Raw genomic sequence first — 19,477 nt, forward strand, 5'->3', positions numbered from 1 at the left:
CTCAATGCTAGCACAGGGAGGATTTTTGAGCGAGAGGGCGCGTCATCGAGCGCCCAATGATTAGCCAGCTAAACACCGCTAATTGAAGTATAAACGGTATTAGTGGCCGTCAAAGTCACAAATACTGAACACGTTCAGGCCAATGCCCTTCAAACGTTCTGCACCACCGATATCAGGCAGGTTAATAACGAATGCGGCGTCTTCAACAGTACCACCCAGACGACGTACTAACTTGGTTGTTGCTTCAATCGTACCGCCTGTTGCGAGTAAATCATCAACTAACAATACCTTGTCACCGTCGTTAATCGCATCAACATGGATTTCAAGGGTATCTTGGCCATATTCAAGTTCATAGCTTTCACCAATCACTTCACGCGGTAATTTACCCGGCTTACGAACAGGTACAAAACCTACGCCCAATTCAAGTGCGAGTGGCGCACCAAATAAGAAACCACGCGCTTCAGTACCAATAATTTTCGTGATCCCCTGATCTTGATACTTCTCGATCAGTACCTGCATTGTTGCTTGGTAAGCCGCAGGATCTTCCATTAGGCTGGTCACATCACGAAATAAGATCCCCGGTTTTGGGTAATCAGGGATCGACTTGATACTGTTTTTGATTAACGTGAGCTTGTCTTGAGTCATAATCATTTTCCATGCCCTACCGTTGTGAAGGGCTAACGAACTAAGTAAAACGGTGCATACCTTCTATGTATACACTGATAAATTCCGCTCAAATAGTAGTGACTTTAACTACAAGGGGCAAGGACTGGCGAGAAAACAACGCAAAGAGGGAGAGATACCTCTCTTATTTACCAAGCGCTATTCACCTGGGCTAGCATCACGAACAGGTAAACGGTTAAACCATACTAATAAGACAGAAAGAAAAACCAATAGCATCACCTTATGCCATAGCAAAGGCACAAGATAAATCGACAGCGCAAAGCTTAGCACAATCATGATATTGGCACGCCGTTTAACATTGCTTGAAACAGCTCGGTGTTGATGCCAATTGTGTAAAATAGGGCCAAAATGCGGGTGCTGCATTAACCAATGATTCAGACGTGGTGACCCCCGCATAAAACACGCGCTGGCTAACAATAAAAACGGGGTTGTGGGCAGCAGAGGTAAAATAACGCCAAGTATACCTAATCCGACACAGAGCCAACCACATAACAACAATAACGCACGTTTTACCATTTCCTTCACATCAATCCCTGTTTCGAAACACCTATGTTGAGTCTACAGCAGACAGCCCCAAACAAAAATACCAGCAACACTTAGTCACTGGTATTCATTAATTACGGCTAAAGACCATTATCTTTATCGTGAAAAAATCTCAATCAGGGTTAAACTTGCAGGCAATGTTGGTATTCCCATTACAAGTAAAAAGCCCAAAAAGTACTTAATGCTGTAGGGGTCTTTGAAATCCTGTTCCATGGTACACGTCCTTTATTTACTGAGCTTTCTGTTTATAATTAGGCTCTGTTGGCCTATGATTTTGAGCGAGGTCAATATAGCGAATATTGCTTGTTACAAAAACCGATAGAAAATACGGTTATTCCAACATTAACCCATAAACATTTGATTCAAATCACAATCAAACTCTTCATTCGTCTTAGACTAATTTTAACTACTCACAATAATAATGATGATCATATGGCAACGTCAGATATCACTTTCGATCAGCTAAAACAGCGCCTTGAGCACGAGCACGGCTCACTCGCAAGAGAGCTAAAAAATGAAATGCTGCTCAACACACTCGTACCATCTGCTACATCAATCGAGAACGCAGAGTTGAGTGATCTTATTTTGATGGCAAAGTCATCATTCATTCCCAATCTATTTGATTTAGCCAGCAGAATGGAAAAAGTCGATGCGGCAGTATGCTCGACTAAATTAGGTATGTATGGTTTGTGCGTGGATTGTGAAGAGGAAATTGAGCTTGTAGATCTACAGCAAGACCCGGCACAGCCTCGTTGCCGTAGCTGCCGAGAACATAGCCGTTACCACCACGACGCATAATAATAGCGTCGCGATAAAATAAGAGACATAAAGCCTTAAAGCAGCCACATAAAGCGGGACCATGCCCCGCCTTTATGAAACCGTCAGCTAAGTGTGAGCATTATTGGCTTTTTTGCGAGTCAACCCATTGTGAGAATGCCGCTTTTTCTTCAGTATTTGCTTTGCTATACCAAAGTTTAAGTTGTGCCAGTGCATCACCAGAAATCTTAACTTCGCCTTTATCGCTGACTTCAACCGTTGCTTGCTCTAAATCTACCGCGTAACCTTGCTCGAAGGTGATCCCTTGTTCGCGGTTATAATCAGCCACTAACGCTTCCATATCGCTATAAGCGGCAAATCCCTTACCTTGCAATGGCACATAATCAAGATCGCGCGTTGTTCCGTTAGCGATTTCTAATTGCCACTCTGGTCCACGTTGAAAATGCGCTTTTGCCTGCGACATCGTGGTTAAACGTGGCAGCACAATGGCCGCATCTTCTTTAGGTACATCAAGCTCAAACAAATACGGACGGGTGGTATAAATCGTGGTTTTCGAACCATCTTTTACCTCACCGTCAAAACGCACCACGACTTGGTGTTTGCCTTCTGGCAGTTCAATGCTTTCGGCTTCTGACCAAAATGATGATTCGACTTTCTTACCATCAACCACCAACAATTTAATATTCTTGCCAGTACTCAGCGTGGCGGCTTGCAAGCCTAATGGAAAAGCCAGTAACCCTGCAACAACAAGCCAATTTTTCATTCTATTTATCCTTAAATTGTTTCACCTTACGCCAACATAGCAAAAAGCCGCCATGACGGCGGCTTTTTTCGAAGTATTTCTAAACGAGGATCTCGATTAGAATTTAACTTCCATACCGACTAGGTAACCAACATCTAGATCTTGGTTATCAGCATCAGCCCAACCTAGCTCACCGTATACTTTCACGTTGCTGTGAAGCTGGTGAGTTACGTTTGCATAAACGTTATCGATAGTATCGTTATCGCCGTCAGCGCGGTTGTAACCTAGAGCAAATGTGTTTTTACCCATAGTGTAAGAACCGTTTAGCTCGATTACGTCAACGTCATCTTCAACTACATTTGTTGCTGAATCAGTGTACTCAACTTGGCCGTAAGACGCTGCTAATGCAAATGCACCCATCACGTACTCACCTTCAAGGTTGAAACCTTCAACATCAGTACCAGTGTTAATGCTTGTACCATTGTCACGAGCAATATCGTCTGCAGTGTAGTAGTAACCACGAACATCGAAGTCAGCAAAACGTGCACCTAAACGTACGTCTGTAACAGTACCATCAGAACCGCGGAAATCAGTTGCAGGGCTTGAAGCTTCTGCATCTAGATCGTGAGTGAAACCGAAGTAGAACTGACCGTTGTCAAATACGTACTTAATCGCTTCATTACCTTCAGTTTGAACAAAGTCCATTTGCTCAAAACCTAGCTCGTAATCTTTACCGATACCCATGTCATCAGAGATGTATAGTTGACGACCGAAAGTCAGTGTACCGAAATCGCCACCTAGACCAACCCAAAGCTCATCGTTAGTAACATCGCGCTTTTCAAAAGCAAAACCGATACCTGCAACAGCGTTAAGCTGGCTTGTAACTGCTACAGTTGTGTTTAGTTGTAGGTCACCATCATCTAGGTGAAGACCAGCATCATCGTTGCTGTCTTTGTCTTGGATAGGCTGAAGGTATTGAACCTCAGCAGCACCAGATAGGTCGACAACAACGCCGTTTGCGTCATAAAGGTTGATGCCAGCTTGTGCTGAACCTGCTGCTAGTACTGATAGTGCTAGAAGAGTCTTTTTCATGATATCCACTGCCTTTTCTTATTTAGACTGGAATTCCTGTTTCCAGAATCCCTTTTCTTATAACCCTTCGGTTTATTATCCCTTACAAACATAAAGAACAATAAAAAAACCCAAGAGCAAGTAATTTGTGGGATTCATCCTGACAGAACATTCAACTTCATGTCAAATGTTCTAAATCAAAGCTAAAAAAACATCAAACAATTAGACAATCAATAACTTAGCGTTAAAGCCGAGTGAGTTTTAAACACTAAATTTACGCCATATGGAACTTATATACTTTTTTAACCTCCACAAATATCGACATTTAAAACCAAACGATACAGCAAAAAAATACCATTAGTAGCACAAAACACCACATATATAGGGTAATGGCAGTTTATTAGCATTAGCAAAACAATACTTTACTCTTCAAATATTAGGTTCAATTTAAATTCGTGAAGGAAGTCTCACTTTTCCAATTAAATACACAGAAACTTGCTTCCGCTCACAATTAGATGTTCGTGCTATAATGCTTGCCCCAACCCTTACGAAGTTTCAGTTATGTTACACAAGCAGGTAAAAAGTGATATCAAGCAATGCTATGAGAACCTTGGAAATCAGTTAGATAACTTTATACCTAGAAGGGCTCAAAACTATCTTGTTGCTGAGATCGCCAAAACGTTAGCAGGTGAATACCATGACAAACACCGAATGCTGGTTGCAGAGGCTGGTACGGGTATTGGTAAGTCGCTTGCATATTTGTTGGGCGCTATCCCATTTGCTTTGTTTAACAATAAAAAAATACTGATCTCAACGGCGACCGTGGCGCTTCAAGAACAACTAATCAATAAAGATCTGCCACTTTTTAACCGTATTTTCCCGAAAGAATTCAGCTTTATCCTCGCAAAAGGCCGCCAGCGCTATTGCTGCAGCCATAAACTAGAGGCGAGTTGCAATTCAGATACAGAACAACAAGTTACGCTATGGGAAGAAAAACCTAAAAAGTCAGATTTAGATCTTTTGAGGCGCATGTTAACCGCTCGTGAGAGTAATAAGTGGGATGGCGACCGAGATAGCTGGCCAACCACTATCCCTGATAGGGTATGGCAGCAAATTGTCGCTGATAAACACAGTTGTCACTCGGGTCTACCCAAGCACCGGGACTGCCCTTTTGCCAAAGCTCGCGAGCACCTTGAAAAAGCCGATGTCATCATTGCCAACCACGCATTGCTAATGGCTGACATCGAATTAGGTGGCGGGGTTATTTTACCTGAACCCGAAAAAACCATTTATGTGGTTGATGAAGCCCATCACTTGCCACAAGTTGCGCGTGACTTTTCATCGGCCGCTGCCAGCTTAAAAGGCGCAGCAAGCTGGCTCGAAAAACTCAATCAATCGGTTGGTAAGTTTGCCGAACTGGCTGACTATAAGAAATCAGGCCGTTTTCAAACCGCATTGAGTGAAAACATTGCCGTTTTGATCCCGAGCTTACGTCAAATCGCCAATAACATCGATCCAACCCACTTTAGCAAAGATGGTATCTACCGTTTTGAACACGGTGAACTCCCCGACTGGCTATTGGAAGAAGCAAAAGGCTGTAAAAATGCGAGTAAAAAAGCCTTGCAGTCATTAGGAAAAATCCATGATTTGATTTCCGAGCGAACCAAAGACAATGAAATATTGCCGCGTTTAGGTGAACAGGCACTAGCAGAATCTGGCTTCTACCTTCAACGCCTAGAAAACCTAGAAAAGGTATGGTCACTGATGTCTCTGCCTAAAAAAGACAAAGGGGCACCACTGGCAATATGGATAGAAAAGAGCTCCGACCGTGAAGATGACTACATTATAGAAGTCTCACCGCTAGAAGTTGGGCATCGACTCGACCAGCTATTATGGAGCCGCGCAGTGGGTTCTATTTTGGTGTCGGCAACCCTTCGAGCACTGAATAAGTTTGATTACTTCTGTCGTCAAGCCGGCATATTTGAAAAAGACGCGACTCGCTTTCTCGCTTTAGCATCGCCTTTTGATTATGAAAACAATGCCCGCTTAGTGGTTCCTGCGATGCCATTAGAGCCTCAAGCCGAGAAGTTTACTGAGTTGCTGATCAAAACATTGCCCGAATACCTTGAAGGCGAGACCGCCAGCCTTGTGCTGTTTTCATCTTATTGGCAAATGAACCAAGTCGCAGACAAACTTCGCCCACTTGCGAAAAAAAATAAGTGGGATCTGCTTATTCAAGGTGAAGAAGCACGCCATATCACGCTAAAAAAGCACAAAGAAAATTGTAAGAACGGCAAAACAAGCATTATGTTTGGTACGGGAAGTTTTTCCGAAGGGCTAGATTTACCGGGTAACTTGCTTACAAACCTAATCATAACCAAAATACCATTTGCTGTACCGACCTCACCCGTAGAAGAAGCACATGCCGAATACATTGAAAGCAAAGGCGGTAATCCGTTCTTGCAAATATCGGTACCTGAAGCGAGTAAAAAGCTGATTCAGTCTGCTGGGCGTTTACTGCGCAAAGAGGACGATTCAGGTAGAGTGGTATTACTCGACAGGCGCGTTATCAATCGTCGTTATGGCAAAGCGCTACTTGATTCTCTGCCACCATTTAAACGCATTATTGAGCATTCATCATAACTACAATCACAAAATGCTAAAGCCAAGCTTGAATCCAATAAAGAGAGCCCAATGCCAGATCTTCAACGTTTAGACGCTATTGTTTCACAACTTGCGGTTGACGCAGCCAATGCCGACCGCCAACGCGGCGAAGCTTACCGCCCGCTTTTTGATGAACAACTCTTTTTATGTCGAAGTAAATTGCTAACGCCTTGCGTCAATGAAATCCGCAGTGAAATTAGTGCATTAAAAAATGAGCAGCGGGCGGGAAGACTACTCCCTTCTCGAACTCAGCACATTTGCGAGAAAATTGTCGCTCAAATTCAAGCAATACAACGTGAATTAGCCACGCAACAAATCCGTAAAAATGAGCCCAAACGCGGACGAGGCTGGCGCAAACCTATTCATGAACTCCACCAAGATTTAGCTCAGCATCGAGAATGGGAGCGCCGTTTATCTGCCATGCGACGCGATAAAGAATCGATGCTAAACCGATGCTCAACCTTGGCAGAGCAGCAAGCCCTGCAAAAAGAGGTACTTGCCCTTGAAGGACGTTTAACACGTTGCCAAACCGCCTTAGCCAAACTTGAAAAAGACATTAATCAACGGGAGCGTAAAGGATAATGGCCCTACCGCTGGTTTACCACCCAATATACTCCCAACTTGAATTACCACCAGAACATCGCTACCCAATCAGTAAATACCAGCGATTGTTCGAACACCTCAATGGGTTATTGGAGATAGATAAACGTAGTGACATTATTTTGCACCAACCCAGCCCTATCGGTGTCGAGGAAATAAAAGCGCTGCACGCGCCAGACTATATCGATGCCCTGCTCTGCAATACCCTGCCTGCAGCTAAAATGCGCCGGATTGGATTCCCATGGAGTCAGCAATTAATCGACCGTACCCTAATGTCATCGGGTGGGACAAAACTCACTGTCGAGCTTGCCTTAGACTACGGTGTTGGCATCCATTTAAGCGGTGGCTATCATCATGCCCATAAAGACTTCGGCAGTGGATTTTGTCTAATCAACGATCTAGCATTAGCGGCCAATCATGCGCTCACATTGGATAATATTGATACCGTGTTAATTATCGACTGTGATGTCCACCACGGCGATGGTACAGCGACGCTCATGGCTGATAATCCTAATATCATTACTTTCTCAGTCCATTGCGATAAAAACTTTCCCGCTAGAAAGCCTGACTCCGATGTTGATCTCGCTCTACCCAAGCACACAGCAACCCAAGAATACCTTGCTGCATTTTCAAGTATTTTGAATCTAACGCTAGCACAATACCAGCCAGATTTAGTGATCTACGATGCGGGGGTTGATATCCACCAACACGATGAGTTGGGCTACTTTAATGTGTGCACCCAAGGTATTTACCAGCGAGATCACTTTGTTTTAAGCCAATGTAAAAAAGCCGGCATCCCAATCGCTGCTGTCGTTGGGGGTGGATACCGACACGACCATCAACTCTTGGTTAACCTACACGCCCAGTTGATCCATTCAGCAATTGATGTGTATCTGTAATGGCGACAAACAGAAAGTCGCAGAGCTCAGTACATCAATGGTAAACTGCCGTTAACTTTCATCAGCAACTGACAATATAATGACAGATCAACCGAAGTCCCCACTTGATGATGCACCTGCTGATATTAAACTGGCCGTCGATCTCATCTATCTTTTAGAAAGCAATGAAATTGCCCCAGAGATTGCACTCTCAGCACTTAAGATCGTCGCTAACGATCTAGAAGCTAAAATTGCAGAGCAAGATTAACGTATCAAATGCAGGGTATAAGTAACCAATACCCTGCTATCCAACTCAGCTGTTGCTCCCCAACTATTGACTCTTCTTTTCTTTATATGACCGTCAATTAAATGACAAGTATTTAATCATAGAAATCAACTATCGATATTATAAATAATTGTCAGAGTAATTTAACTTCTGAACATTAATAGCTAGAATATGGATATAAGCTTTCTATTAATAAAAATAATTCTATTACTCAAATATTGTATTTTCAGCACGGAGCTAAACATGAAAAAGGAATTTAAAGTTACGGTCCTCTCGGCAGCGATTATTCTAGCTGGTTGTGCGTCAGACTCTGACTCAACAGCTAGCCTTCCATTAGAGACCAACTATTCTGAAACGGCAATTCAAACGGAAACATTAGCCCAAAGCATTGATAGTGCTAAACAAAAGCTAAATGACAGCCAAAACATAGAACTGGCTTGGTTTGCTACAGCATCCGTTAAAGATGCTCAATCCGCTTTAAAAGAAGCGAAAGAATATTATTCTGTATTTGAAACAGATCCATCAAAAGCAAATGATAGCAGTGGCTTCTTTAGTTCAAAAACAAATATTCAAGCAGCAGAAGATGCTATTGTAAAATTCAATCTCCATATAACAAAAGCAATGAAAATTCGCGAACAGTCATTGTCTTTACTGGATGAAGCTTTTTCATTCCGAGCACAATTAGATGAAATCGACGCTGAAAGCTATTACCCAAAAACAGCAGCGCAATTAGAAAATGAACTAAAACGATTGGTCGATTATGTCGCAACAGAAAAACCAGATCGCGCAACGAAAGGCCAGCCAGCTTTAGTGACCAAGCAGCGTGCTTTAGAAGTGAAAACCGTCACCAATATCTACCTATCACCAGCAGAAAATGAATTTGCGCGCTTAAAAAATACCAATGTAAAACTTCATGCACCAGAAACATTGGCTGCGGCAGCAGCAAGCCTAACAGCAGCAAAAGCCTTTATTGCGTCAGAGCCTCGTGCCACCATCAAAATTCAAGACAAAGCTGATGAAGCAATGTTTTCTTTAAAACATGCTGGCAATATTGGTGATGTGGTCAAAAAGCTAAAAGCCATGCCAGAAAGTAGCTACGAGCGCCATGTGTTAAGCTTCGAAAAAATGCTACTCAATATCTCTTTAGCATTAGGCGCGAAGGATATGCGCGATCTACCAATCGGTACACATGGTAAAAACCTTGTGGCACACATCAAACAGCAGCAGTTAAATGAAACCAATAGCGGTCAAGCAGACCAACAGCTTATTGCCAAATTAAAGCAAGAAGTTGAAACGCTTACGCTCGAAGTTGAAAAAGTGGTTAGCCTTGAAGCAACGATTGCTCAACTTAATGCCCAACAACTCGCTGCTGAACCAAATAACACCGTACCAGGCATTCCAGTAAAAACGACCGAAGAAAAAGTTGTTATCGCCCCAGCGACAGATGTTGAAGCAGCAACCTCACAGCCAGTTCAGGAAAAACGTTCAACAACGACTGAACCAGTACTGTCTAATCCAGAGTCTGTACAGGCAGAGAGCGCTTCAGCAACAGCCAGCTAATACGCTTTATCACGTTATATAAACAATAAAAAAGAGGTGAACGTTTCACCTCTTTTTTATATTAGATACCTATCATTCATGTTAACTAAACAACATTCACCCTCATTCCATCTTCAACCTGTTGAACGACGTCGATTAACTGATCAGTATTCAAACTATGGGGGACATCTACTGTTAACTCGGCAAAAAACACCGTCTGCCCGAGATCAGGGACACCAATACGGTGGTTTTCTATTTTGATAATCGAGATACCGATGTCATCAAGGATCTGAGTTATATCATGAACAATGCCAGGACGATCGCTTGATTCGACTTTTAAGGTGAGAAGATCGGTCTTGATCGGTTCAAGTGACTGCGGGTTTTCGACAATACGAACATTAAGATCTTGCTGTTCAGTAAAAGCCTTCCTTAATGACTCGACCGATTCAGATGAAATATCAATTTTCAATATACCCACTACCTGAAAATCAAGCCGGTTTATTTTACTTACCAACCATTTACCGCCCAGCTCATGGGTCTTTGCTGCGAGTTGGTTGATTAATTGAGGATGATCTTGGCCTGCTAGTGTGACCGTTAACTGAGTATTCATACGCTCCCCCTCTACACCAAATAACATAACAAGAAAACTTGTTATATACCCAGCCTAGCAAGGTGGTGCAAAAACTGCCGTGATTCGGCTCTATAAAGCGCCGAGATTTATGTTTGTTTCATGTCTACATTCACAAACTGAGTAAAAAGAGCCAGCCTCTCAACTGGCGCTTTATTTCACTTATTTACTGTGCTGTTTGATATTTTTCTAATATTTGACCGAGCGTACGTGACGTACTGCTTAGCACTTGGCTATTGGTCACAGATTGCTCTGTCGCCAATTGGAGTTGTTCTGATTGATTACGGATGTCATGAAGTTCAGAGGATATATCATTCGATACGCACGTTTGCTGCTGTGCGGCTGTCGCTATTTGCATACTCATGTCCATCACTAACCGAGCCGAGTCTGCAATTGCCTCTACATCACTGCCTATTTCGGTAATCATGTCCCTACTTTGATGAGCCTGTTCTAAGGTACCTGTGGTGATCTGAGAAATACTGGCCGTTTCAGATTGTAATTTATCTATCATGGCCTTAATTTCAACTGTTGCTTGCTGCGTACGTCCCGCTAGGGTTCTAACTTCGTCAGCAACAACGGCAAAGCCACGCCCTTGTTCACCCGCTCTCGCAGCTTCAATTGCGGCGTTCAATGCAAGTAAATTCGTTTGCTCTGAAATTGCGTTAATCGTGGTGATCACAGCATTAATTTCTTCCGCTTTCTCGTTTAAACTATTCACAGTACGAGAAGCTTCATCTGTTTGTTCCGAAAGTTGCATTACAACTTGTATAGCGTTCTGGACTTTCTGGTTACTTTGGTCAATTTTCTGCATATCCGCATCAGACTGACCTGATGTTTTCTGAGCAAGGCCAGAGATATCATTGGCAGAGGCTGTCATTTCTTCCATTGCCGTCGCCACAGAGTCGACAGATGTATATTGCTGCTGTATCTGCTGCTGAGACGCTTTTATTTCCGCTGAAGAAGCCTCTGTCGCTTGTGCCAAAGTGTCTGAACTGTCTTTCACGGTATTAACCAAATCGCTCAACGTATCCATTGTTCGATCAAGCTCAAAGCCAATAATCCCAAATTCATCGCGGCCAACATGGAAACCTAATCGTGATGTTAGATCACCATCAGCAATACGACGGGTTGCTTGGTGCATAACCCACAAGGCTCCGCCAAGGAATGTTGCAAGCCAGTAAGAAAGCAATCCAATAGGTAGAAGTACGAGTAAAGAATAGAAAAAATCAGCCCGAGCCTGACTTTTTAAGGTATCAAAACGAGTATCAAACGAGAGAGTAAGCTGGGCATTACCTTGCTGGTTTTGCAGAGCCATAATCGCGGTGCTCTGAGTGTCAGTTTGGCCTACTTGCGCATAGGTAGAAACCAGTGTTACTCCCTGCTTAGATAGTAATGAACGTTGTGCTTGATTATCTAGGTTGGAGGCCTGAACGGTATTCACAATAGCGCTCAACTGTGATTGAACCTCTTGGAGGTGGCTCGCCTTGTATTGCGCAATCTTGTCGACATAGTGACTAGCAGAAATGCTGACAACCAATACACTTATTAAGCCAAAAAATAACCAAAACTTATCGTTAATCGACATCTTTACAAATAGCCGATCGATTGTTCTAAATTCAACTTCTCTCATTATTATCCAGTCTGCATCTCATTTTATTTGAGAATAATAACAAGATTCACACTAAAAACGTGACAACAGATCACACCGAACAATCATAACCCACAATAATATTCATCAAAGGTCGATATTGGTCACACCTATAGGTTCAATACTAAAGCTTTCTCTGTTAAAGATTCGAAATTCTACCTATCAGGCAGAAAAGCAAATAGAAGTGTCAGACATAAAAAAACGGCATCTATGTCAGATGCCGTTTTTATATCTATAAACAGTCAGGTAATAGCGCTTAGATACCTGCGCGCTTTAGTAGACCATTCATCAAGTTAGAACTCGATTTAACTTGCTTCGATTTGTTCTTAAGTTCACGAACTAACGACGCATCATTCATTTCGTTCGCGATATAAATCATTGATTGATACATGTCGCGAGGTGTTTTAATACGCTTAGTATCGTTTAGCGGACTGATGATCTTAACCACATCACCACCCGTTTTATTATTCTTCGTTGCATACTCTAAAACAGAGTCCAGCAATCGGTCTAAATCAACCGCAAATTCATTGTTTTCAATGCCTTGCTTTTTCATTTCTTTGCGGTTTTTCTTACGAACCTGATTGATAATAAATGCAGGTTTGTTGATTTTCTTATAGCCGAAATAACCAGCTAAAATCAATAAGGCCACACCACCAGCTACATAACCCCAAATCGAACCAGAAGATTCAGCAACAGGCTGGATAACTTCAGCGGCATTCGTAACAGATACTGGTACATCAGACATATTGGTAACCTTTAAATTCTTTGTCGTAACGGAACACTGAGACATTATGCACTCTGCTGTTGCAGAACTATGCGATTTATCAATTTTTCATTCGAATAGGGTGATCGAGTTCAAAAAATTGAACATTTTATGGTCGATTTAACCCACGAGAAACACACTATCGATAGTAAAAAGGCCTGCTATTCATCCTAGCCGACCTTTATCCTTTGCATAATATCAGCTCAAAGTATGCAACGTCTTCCTCTTACAAACAACAATCAACTTGTCAGCCAGCGTCGCTTTTTTCTCTAACTCTTGGGTTAGCATGTAACGTCCCTATTGATCTTCCATGTTAATAACAAACTGTGTCAGTACCTCGGCACCGGCTTCTAAGTGCTCATTGGCGGTATGCTCTTGCGGGTTATGACTAAACCCTTTTTCACTTGGCAAGAACACCATGCCAACCGGGCAAACAGCGGCAAAAATACCGGCATCATGACCTGCACCGCTATGGATAGGCACCGCCTGATGGCCCGCTTGTTCTGCTGCGGCCCCCAATTGAAGCTGCAACACATCATCCATTGCCACAGCAGGCCCCTCGCCCATGATTTCGGTCTCAAACCGCAAACCTTCTTTTTCAGCCAGTGACTCGCAATAACATATGATTTGGTGATGAAGGGCATCAAGCTCACTGTCGCTCACATCACGAACATCAATTTCTAGGTGGGCGATAGCCGGAATAATATTGGCGCGATTTGGCAAACAAGTGATACGGCCAGCGGTAATGGTGGCGCTGTCGGTGGTGTGAGACTCAAGCAAAGCCGGGATCTGATGGATGAAACCTGCTGCTGCTACCATTGCATCACGGCGCTGATCCATCGGTGTCGCACCGGCATGGTTAGCCTGACCATAAAACGACAACCGCACCCGTCTCAGAGCACTGATGGCACTGACAATCCCCAAAGAGATACCAATATTATCGAGCTTGGCTGCTTGCTCGATATGAAGTTCGATAAACGCTGCAGTATTTCCGGCATGATATTGCTGAGTAGCGATAACTTCTGGTGACAAGCCGTTCTGTTGGCAAGCAGTGAAATAATCGACCCCTTCGGTATTTTTCAGCTGCTTGAGATCATCAAGAGTAAACTGGCCTGTCACCGCCTTGCTACCAATGAACGGGCTTTTAAAATCACACCCTTCCTCAGCTTCAAGGGCGATAACTTCAATAGGGAATTCAGTCTGCACTTGGCGACGGTTCAAATCGTCAATCATCTTCAAGCTACAGGCTATACCCGCCAAGCCATCGTATTTGCCAGCATTACGAACTGAGTCATAGTGGGAGCCAAAAACCACGGCCTTGTCTTGATTTTTTACCCCTTGACGGCGGCCTCGCACATTACCGACATGATCAACATAGGCTTCTAGGCCCAGCCTGTTCATTGTCGTGACAAGGTACTCCCGGGCCTGTAGTGATTCTAGGGTACAAGGAAAACGTGTAACCCCATCAGTGGTGGTCGAAAAGCTCGCCATATCCTCGAGGAAGGAAGCGATTGAAAACGAATAATCATCCATGATTAGCACAACAAAGTAATTAATATGTTAAATAGGTACTATAGTATGCCCTAACTACATGTAACTTGTTAAGTTGTTAATTGCATTAAAATTCAATTCTCGTGACTAAAACCTCTTGCTCCGCTATAGCGAATATGCCTCCGTTTTCCGTCTTGATCTGATGACGTCTCTTTTTTGGAGCATACATATAGAGTCTAATTTGTTCTTATATTGCCTCTACTGCTCGCTAAACAATGCGTGATGCGGCTTGTTGCAGGATAAATGTTAATATGACCAATGCATTACCTCACATTAACGCTAAAGTTGATGCTGAAACATGAGCTAGAGCGTAAACTTGAGCCAGTGATTAAATCCCAGCTAGAACAGGAGAACCAATAATGACTCATGAGACTAAAACAATGGAAGTGCCTGTTGCTATCGCCGAGAGAGTGCAAGCTCTGATTGATGGCTATAAAGCCAAAGAGAAGTTCAATGCTGAGCGTAAGGTGGTGGTGAACAACTTACTTGCCATGGATGGTCTTAGTTGTGAGATGGCCGTTTATAGTTTGCCCCAGGGAGAGTTGCTAGACACTCTCCGGTTTGTGTATGAACTTTCCGGTACTAACAGCAAGTTCGTCAAAAACATACTTACCCAATCTAGAGAGAATCCGAAGAAGGTCTTATCCGATGCTCAGAGATCATCAGCAAAGAGCCTGCTATTTAATCTGATCAATGATCCTTCGGTCGTTTCAGCCATGAAGGAGATTTAGTCCCCCCATGTTAGATGGCGCGACTTTCAGGGCAGATCGAATAGATCCGCTATCAGAAACTGCGCGCCCTAAGCTGCATGTAGAACAGTGACATAAAAAAGCCACTCCTAATTCCTTAGGAGTGGCGTCGAATTTCCGACAAAGCAGTAAACAATAACGTTTAGGACAGTAGACAAAAATCTTAAGCGGTTTCTGCGATCTTAGCTGGTGCAGGGTTACGGATTAGGTAATCAAAGGCTCCTAGACTGGCTTTTGCACCCTCGCCCATTGCAATGATAATTTGTTTGTAAGGAACCGTCGTGACATCACCCGCAGCAAATACACCTTTCATAGACGTTGCGCCGTGTGCATTGATCTCAATTTCACCGCGTGGTGATAGCTCAACGTTAGTACCTTTCAACCATTCACTGTTTGGCATCAGGCCAATTTGAACAAAAATCCCCGCGAGTTCAATTTGCTTTAGCTCATCGGTATTACGGTCTTTGTACTCAAGGCCTGTTACTCGGTTACCATCACCCAGAACTTGCGTAGTTTGAGCCATCTTGATGATTTCGATGTTTGCTGTTGAGTTCGCTTTATCAATCAGTACTTGGTCTGCTCGAAGTGTATCAGCGAATTCAAGAACCGTTACGTGCTCAACGATACCTGCTAGGTCGATAGCCGCTTCAATACCAGAGTTACCACCACCGATTACCGCAGTTTTCTTACCTTTGAACAAAGGACCATCACAGTGTGGGCAATACGCAACACCTTTGTTACGGTACTCTTGTTCACCCGGTACGTTCATTTCACGCCAGCGTGCACCTGTGCTCGTGATGACGGTACGAGCACGTAGTACCGCACCACTTTCTAGCTCAACATGAATATAACCATCGTTTGTATTTTCTGCATCGATGATGTTGGCAGCGCGCTGCTCCGTCATCACCTCTACGCCGTATTCTTTTACATGCTCTTCTAGGCTCGCAACCAGCTTAGGACCTGTGGTCGCTTTTACTGAGATAAAGTTCTCGATTGCCATGGTGTCCATCACTTGACCACCAAATCGGTCAGCAACAACACCAGTGCGAATACCTTTACGAGCAGCGTAAATTGCCGCTGATGAACCCGCAGGGCCGCCACCTACAACCAGCACATCAAATGCTTCTTGTTTATTAAGGTTCGCCGCTTTCTTCTCTGCAGCACCTGTATCTACTTTGTTTAAGATTTCAGCCAGAGACATACGCCCTTGACCAAATAGCTCACCGTTAATAAATACACTTGGTACAGCCATGATGTCGCGAGATTTTACTTCGTCCTGAAATGCTGCGCCGTCAATCATGGTTGTTTTAATTAGTGGATTGATTGCAGACATCATGTTGAATGATTGAACTACTTCTGGGCAGTTCTGGCACGACAGTGAAATAAAGATTTCAACGTTTAGCGGCTGACTAAGCGCTTTGATTTGCTCAATCATTTCCGCTTCAAGTTTAATTGGGTGACCACCGCTATGAAGTAGTGCTAGCACTAGAGAGGTAAACTCATGCCCCATAGGTAGGCCGGCAAAGCCAATTGCTGTGTCTTTTTCTTTGTTCACAACCTGCATGATTGGCTGACGCGTACTGGCGCTGTCATCACGGGTTACTTTAATTTTGTCTGTTAGGGATGCGATATCATCTGCCAACGCTTGAAGCTTATTCGCGGTTTCGCTGCTATCAAGGCTAAGTACTAGCTGTACATCTGTTTTAAGGTTTTCTAAGTATGCTTTAAGCTGCTGCTTCATTGCTTGATCTAACATAATCGTGCCTATTCTTAAATTCTGTTTTTGGTATTGACCAATACCTTCTTGCTTTAAAGGAAAATAAAAAGGGGGCGCAAGTCGGCAAACATTTTACGGGTGTATATCCAAGTAACTTGGGTGATAGTCTATTTGGGGGCGGCACGCCCAGCCCTTTAGGAGGTAGGCCAAAGCGTGCCTATCAAACCGAATAGTGTCCGCTATTCAGCTGATTCTTTTTTAGATTTTACCAACTAGGTCTAGAGATGGTGCTAGAGTCTCTTCGCCTTCTTTCCATTTTGCTGGGCAAACTTCACCTGGGTTAGCTGCTACGTATTGTGCTGCTTTAACCTTGCGTAGTAGATCTTCAGCATCACGACCAATACCTTCAGCAGTGATTTCCATTGCTTGGATAACACCTTCTGGGTCGATTAGGAAAGTAGCGCGGTCTGCAAGGCCTTGACCTTCACGCATAACGTTGAAGTTGTTTGTGATAGTGCCAGTCTGGTCACCGACCATGAAGTACTCGATAGTACCGATTTTGTCTGAAGTATCGTGCCACGCTTTGTGAGAGAAGTGCGTGTCAGTCGATACTGAGTAAACTTCTACGCCACGAGATTGTAGTTCTGCGTACTTATCTTGAAGGTCAACAAGCTCTGTTGGACATACAAACGTGAAATCTGCTGGGTAGAAGAAGAATACTGCCCACTTACCTTTTACGTCTTGCTCAGTAATTTCTACGAACTCGCCGTTTTTGAATGCTGTTGCTTGGAATGGTTTGATTTCTGTGTTGATCATGCTTTTACTCTCTTTCTAATTTATCGTTGTTGACGCTGTACCGCGTCGATGGAGCTATATTGCATCCCAACCGAAAAATTGTGAAATTGGACATTTCTATTGATTTGATAGGTGAAATCTATCTCAAAGAAAAATGAACCATAGAAAATAACTATTAAGCCTAAGTCGTTTGATAGATGTAAGCTTTCGCATGCTGATCGTGATAAGAAAAGTGTGTTAAGAAGCAGATAGATCTTTAGAGGGCTATTTGAGCTATTAGATTTACGAAGTGAGGGTATATCAATGAGTAAGGATAGAGATAGAGTCTGGGTGTTTTAAAGGGATTGAGTATAAAAGAAGTGCTATAGATATGGGAAATGGTGCAAACATCAAACGCTAGATGGGTGGAAGCCCCCACCAGCCACATCCCGGCACACACGACGCCTGCTGCGGTTGCTCCCTTCCGGGCCTGGCCGAGTTCACAGGTTAGTGTTGCGGGAGGACCAATGGGGGCCTCCATAGATTCTTTGTCTCGCTAAGAGAACGAGGTGGATTATCCGTTAAGCCTGAACATATTGCAAGGCTTGTTATCCCTTGAAACAACCGAATGCCGATTTATTGGTCAGTAATCGATATTTGGATGCATCTTCAAACAATCGCCGTTAAATAAGCAGGTTACCCGCTAAATTTCTTCTTCAGGATCTTCTAACAGATACTCACCCAATAGCGCCCCTCCCAGTACCAGTAACCATGCGACTAGCACAGGGCTTGGTACTTCAAACCAAGGGACGAGCACGAGTGTGGCAAAGCCTATCGCGGGTAAAATCCAGCCCATTCTTGGTACCCACTCGGCAATTTTGCTATTTAGCATCCCTTGCAATGCCGCGATAATCCCCGTTATGCATAGCGCAACGAGTGCAGCATGCCCCATCCCACCGACCCATAATGGTACGACTAAGAATAACGGCCACCATGTATTACCTTCGACGGGACGCCAACTACGCGCTGCGATCCAAATAATACCAACCGCGATGATTTGAATTACCGTATAAACCGGCGAGCCGGAAAGTTTGCCCTCCCCTTGCAGGGCCATTAGTCCGACATCCATAGCCAGTACGATAGCAACCAATAAAGCCGCTAGCTGCCATGAACCTTTCGGCGAGAAGCAAACAGCAAAAACTGGTAACATCATAAAGATACTTATAGACAGTGCGAGCGGTTGCTCGGGTAGAACCAACCCGAATGAGCCGAGCCCAACAAGCAATAACCAAGCACTGACACCCCCTTGTGGCAGCAACCATAAGGCAGGTATTGCAAGGGCAAGGGCTGGCAGATCTCCTTGGCTTTGACCCAATGCACCAATACCAACAATCGTCAGCAAAATACTGACCATAACGAGTAACGCGGCATACAACATGGCAGCACCTCCTTGCGTTATTCAGATAGCAGCAAAAAATAACAATACCAGTGGGTATTACAGCCCTATCCGTTTTTGTTTGATACAGGTATAAATATGGACGATTTCGCGAGTCAAATCTACACCCAAGTTCACCAAATTCCGATTGGAAAAGTAGCAACTTATGGTGATATCGCAAAATTTTCAGGCTTTCCCGGGTATGCACGGCAAGTTGGACGGTTAATGGCAACACTCCCAGAGGGGTCGAGTATTCCATGGCATCGCGTTATAAATGCGAAAGGAATGATATCGCTGACAGGACATGATCTTACGCGGCAACGTAAAAAACTGGAAGCTGAAGGGATAGAAGTATCAGAGGTGGGTCGTATTCGTTTAGTAAAATATCGCTGGGACGGTTATTAAACACCCCAGCGATATTCATGCTA

The 19,477-nt window shown here is 43.6% G+C and carries 19 protein-coding genes and 1 other RNA gene; 8 read left to right on the forward strand and 12 right to left on the reverse strand.

Features of this window, described 5'->3' with window-relative positions; translation table 11 throughout:
- Positions 1–99: 99 nt before the first annotated feature.
- Positions 100–645: an adenine phosphoribosyltransferase gene (apt, locus tag L4D09_RS02200; RefSeq protein ID WP_428455850.1), complete on the reverse strand. Its 546-nt coding sequence runs from the start codon at positions 643–645 to the stop codon at positions 100–102.
- Between the two features lie 177 nt (positions 646–822).
- Positions 823–1,200 carry a YbaN family protein gene (locus L4D09_RS02205; RefSeq protein ID WP_428455909.1) on the reverse strand — a complete coding sequence of 126 codons (378 nt, stop codon included), beginning with the start codon at positions 1,198–1,200 and terminating at the stop codon, positions 823–825.
- A 459-nt stretch (positions 1,201–1,659) separates the two neighbouring features.
- Between L4D09_RS02205 and L4D09_RS02210 the strand changes: the two genes are divergently transcribed.
- Positions 1,660–2,025 (forward strand): conjugal transfer protein TraR, encoded by a 366-nt coding sequence (locus L4D09_RS02210; RefSeq protein WP_428455851.1) that lies wholly within the window; start codon positions 1,660–1,662, stop codon positions 2,023–2,025.
- A gap of 100 nt (positions 2,026–2,125) precedes the next feature.
- Here the strand turns inward: L4D09_RS02210 and L4D09_RS02215 are convergent, their stop codons facing one another.
- Both L4D09_RS02215 and L4D09_RS02220 read right to left on the reverse strand, forming a co-directional pair.
- Entirely contained in the window at positions 2,126–2,767 is a 642-nt protein-coding gene (locus L4D09_RS02215; protein ID WP_428455852.1) for a YccT family protein, read from the reverse strand.
- Between the two features lie 96 nt (positions 2,768–2,863).
- On the reverse strand, positions 2,864–3,838 hold the full coding sequence (locus L4D09_RS02220) for a porin (protein ID WP_428455853.1): 975 nt from the start codon (positions 3,836–3,838) through the stop codon (positions 2,864–2,866).
- A 540-nt stretch (positions 3,839–4,378) separates the two neighbouring features.
- Between L4D09_RS02220 and dinG the strand changes: the two genes are divergently transcribed.
- The 5 genes from dinG (at position 4,379) to L4D09_RS02245 (ending at position 9,805) form a co-directional block, all read left to right on the forward strand.
- Positions 4,379–6,460 (forward strand): ATP-dependent DNA helicase DinG, encoded by a 2,082-nt coding sequence (dinG, locus tag L4D09_RS02225; protein ID WP_428455854.1) that lies wholly within the window; start codon positions 4,379–4,381, stop codon positions 6,458–6,460.
- Between the two features lie 51 nt (positions 6,461–6,511).
- Positions 6,512–7,063 carry a primosomal replication protein PriC gene (gene priC / locus L4D09_RS02230; protein ID WP_428455855.1) on the forward strand — a complete coding sequence of 184 codons (552 nt, stop codon included), beginning with the start codon at positions 6,512–6,514 and terminating at the stop codon, positions 7,061–7,063.
- Positions 7,063–7,980, forward strand: coding sequence for a histone deacetylase family protein (locus L4D09_RS02235; protein WP_428455856.1), 918 nt, complete (start codon positions 7,063–7,065; stop codon positions 7,978–7,980). The genes priC and L4D09_RS02235 overlap by 1 nt, the downstream gene beginning before the upstream one ends.
- A 79-nt stretch (positions 7,981–8,059) precedes the next feature.
- Positions 8,060–8,227: a pleiotropic regulatory protein RsmS gene (gene rsmS / locus L4D09_RS02240; RefSeq protein WP_428455857.1), complete on the forward strand. Its 168-nt coding sequence runs from the start codon at positions 8,060–8,062 to the stop codon at positions 8,225–8,227.
- 261 nt (positions 8,228–8,488) lie between these two features.
- Positions 8,489–9,805 carry a hypothetical protein gene (locus tag L4D09_RS02245; protein ID WP_428455858.1) on the forward strand — a complete coding sequence of 439 codons (1,317 nt, stop codon included), beginning with the start codon at positions 8,489–8,491 and terminating at the stop codon, positions 9,803–9,805.
- Positions 9,806–9,890: 85 nt separating this feature from the next.
- Here L4D09_RS02245 and L4D09_RS02250 read toward each other — a convergent pair whose 3' ends face one another.
- The 4 genes from L4D09_RS02250 to L4D09_RS02265 all read right to left on the reverse strand — a co-directional run bounded on the left by L4D09_RS02250 (position 9,891) and on the right by L4D09_RS02265 (position 14,356).
- On the reverse strand, positions 9,891–10,394 hold the full coding sequence (locus L4D09_RS02250; RefSeq protein ID WP_428455859.1) for a glycine cleavage system transcriptional repressor: 504 nt from the start codon (positions 10,392–10,394) through the stop codon (positions 9,891–9,893).
- A gap of 184 nt (positions 10,395–10,578) precedes the next feature.
- Positions 10,579–12,042 (reverse strand): methyl-accepting chemotaxis protein, encoded by a 1,464-nt coding sequence (locus tag L4D09_RS02255; RefSeq protein ID WP_428455860.1) that lies wholly within the window; start codon positions 12,040–12,042, stop codon positions 10,579–10,581.
- Positions 12,043–12,316: 274 nt separating this feature from the next.
- Positions 12,317–12,805 (reverse strand): hypothetical protein, encoded by a 489-nt coding sequence (locus tag L4D09_RS02260; protein WP_428455861.1) that lies wholly within the window; start codon positions 12,803–12,805, stop codon positions 12,317–12,319.
- A gap of 315 nt (positions 12,806–13,120) precedes the next feature.
- Positions 13,121–14,356: a Zn-dependent hydrolase gene (locus L4D09_RS02265; protein ID WP_428455862.1), complete on the reverse strand. Its 1,236-nt coding sequence runs from the start codon at positions 14,354–14,356 to the stop codon at positions 13,121–13,123.
- A 377-nt stretch (positions 14,357–14,733) separates the two neighbouring features.
- Between L4D09_RS02265 and L4D09_RS02270 the strand changes: the two genes are divergently transcribed.
- Positions 14,734–15,105, forward strand: a complete 372-nt coding sequence (locus tag L4D09_RS02270; RefSeq protein WP_428455863.1) for a hypothetical protein — start codon at positions 14,734–14,736, stop codon at positions 15,103–15,105.
- 181 nt (positions 15,106–15,286) lie between these two features.
- Here the strand turns inward: L4D09_RS02270 and ahpF are convergent, their stop codons facing one another.
- The 4 genes from ahpF to L4D09_RS02290 all read right to left on the reverse strand — a co-directional run bounded on the left by ahpF (position 15,287) and on the right by L4D09_RS02290 (position 19,052).
- Positions 15,287–16,879 (reverse strand): alkyl hydroperoxide reductase subunit F, encoded by a 1,593-nt coding sequence (gene ahpF, locus L4D09_RS02275; protein ID WP_428455864.1) that lies wholly within the window; start codon positions 16,877–16,879, stop codon positions 15,287–15,289.
- 219 nt (positions 16,880–17,098) lie between these two features.
- Positions 17,099–17,656, reverse strand: a complete 558-nt coding sequence (gene ahpC, locus L4D09_RS02280) for an alkyl hydroperoxide reductase subunit C (protein WP_428455865.1) — start codon at positions 17,654–17,656, stop codon at positions 17,099–17,101.
- Between the two features lie 391 nt (positions 17,657–18,047).
- Positions 18,048–18,144: signal recognition particle sRNA small type (ffs, locus tag L4D09_RS02285), an RNA gene on the reverse strand.
- A gap of 173 nt (positions 18,145–18,317) precedes the next feature.
- Positions 18,318–19,052 carry a VP0952 family biofilm-associated protein gene (locus L4D09_RS02290; protein ID WP_428455866.1) on the reverse strand — a complete coding sequence of 245 codons (735 nt, stop codon included), beginning with the start codon at positions 19,050–19,052 and terminating at the stop codon, positions 18,318–18,320.
- Between the two features lie 96 nt (positions 19,053–19,148).
- Between L4D09_RS02290 and L4D09_RS02295 the strand changes: the two genes are divergently transcribed.
- Positions 19,149–19,454, forward strand: coding sequence for an MGMT family protein (locus tag L4D09_RS02295; RefSeq protein WP_428455867.1), 306 nt, complete (start codon positions 19,149–19,151; stop codon positions 19,452–19,454).
- Positions 19,455–19,477 lie beyond the last annotated feature (23 nt).

The organism is Photobacterium makurazakiensis (assembly GCF_050336715.1).
GTDB lineage: Bacteria > Pseudomonadota > Gammaproteobacteria > Enterobacterales > Vibrionaceae > Photobacterium > Photobacterium makurazakiensis.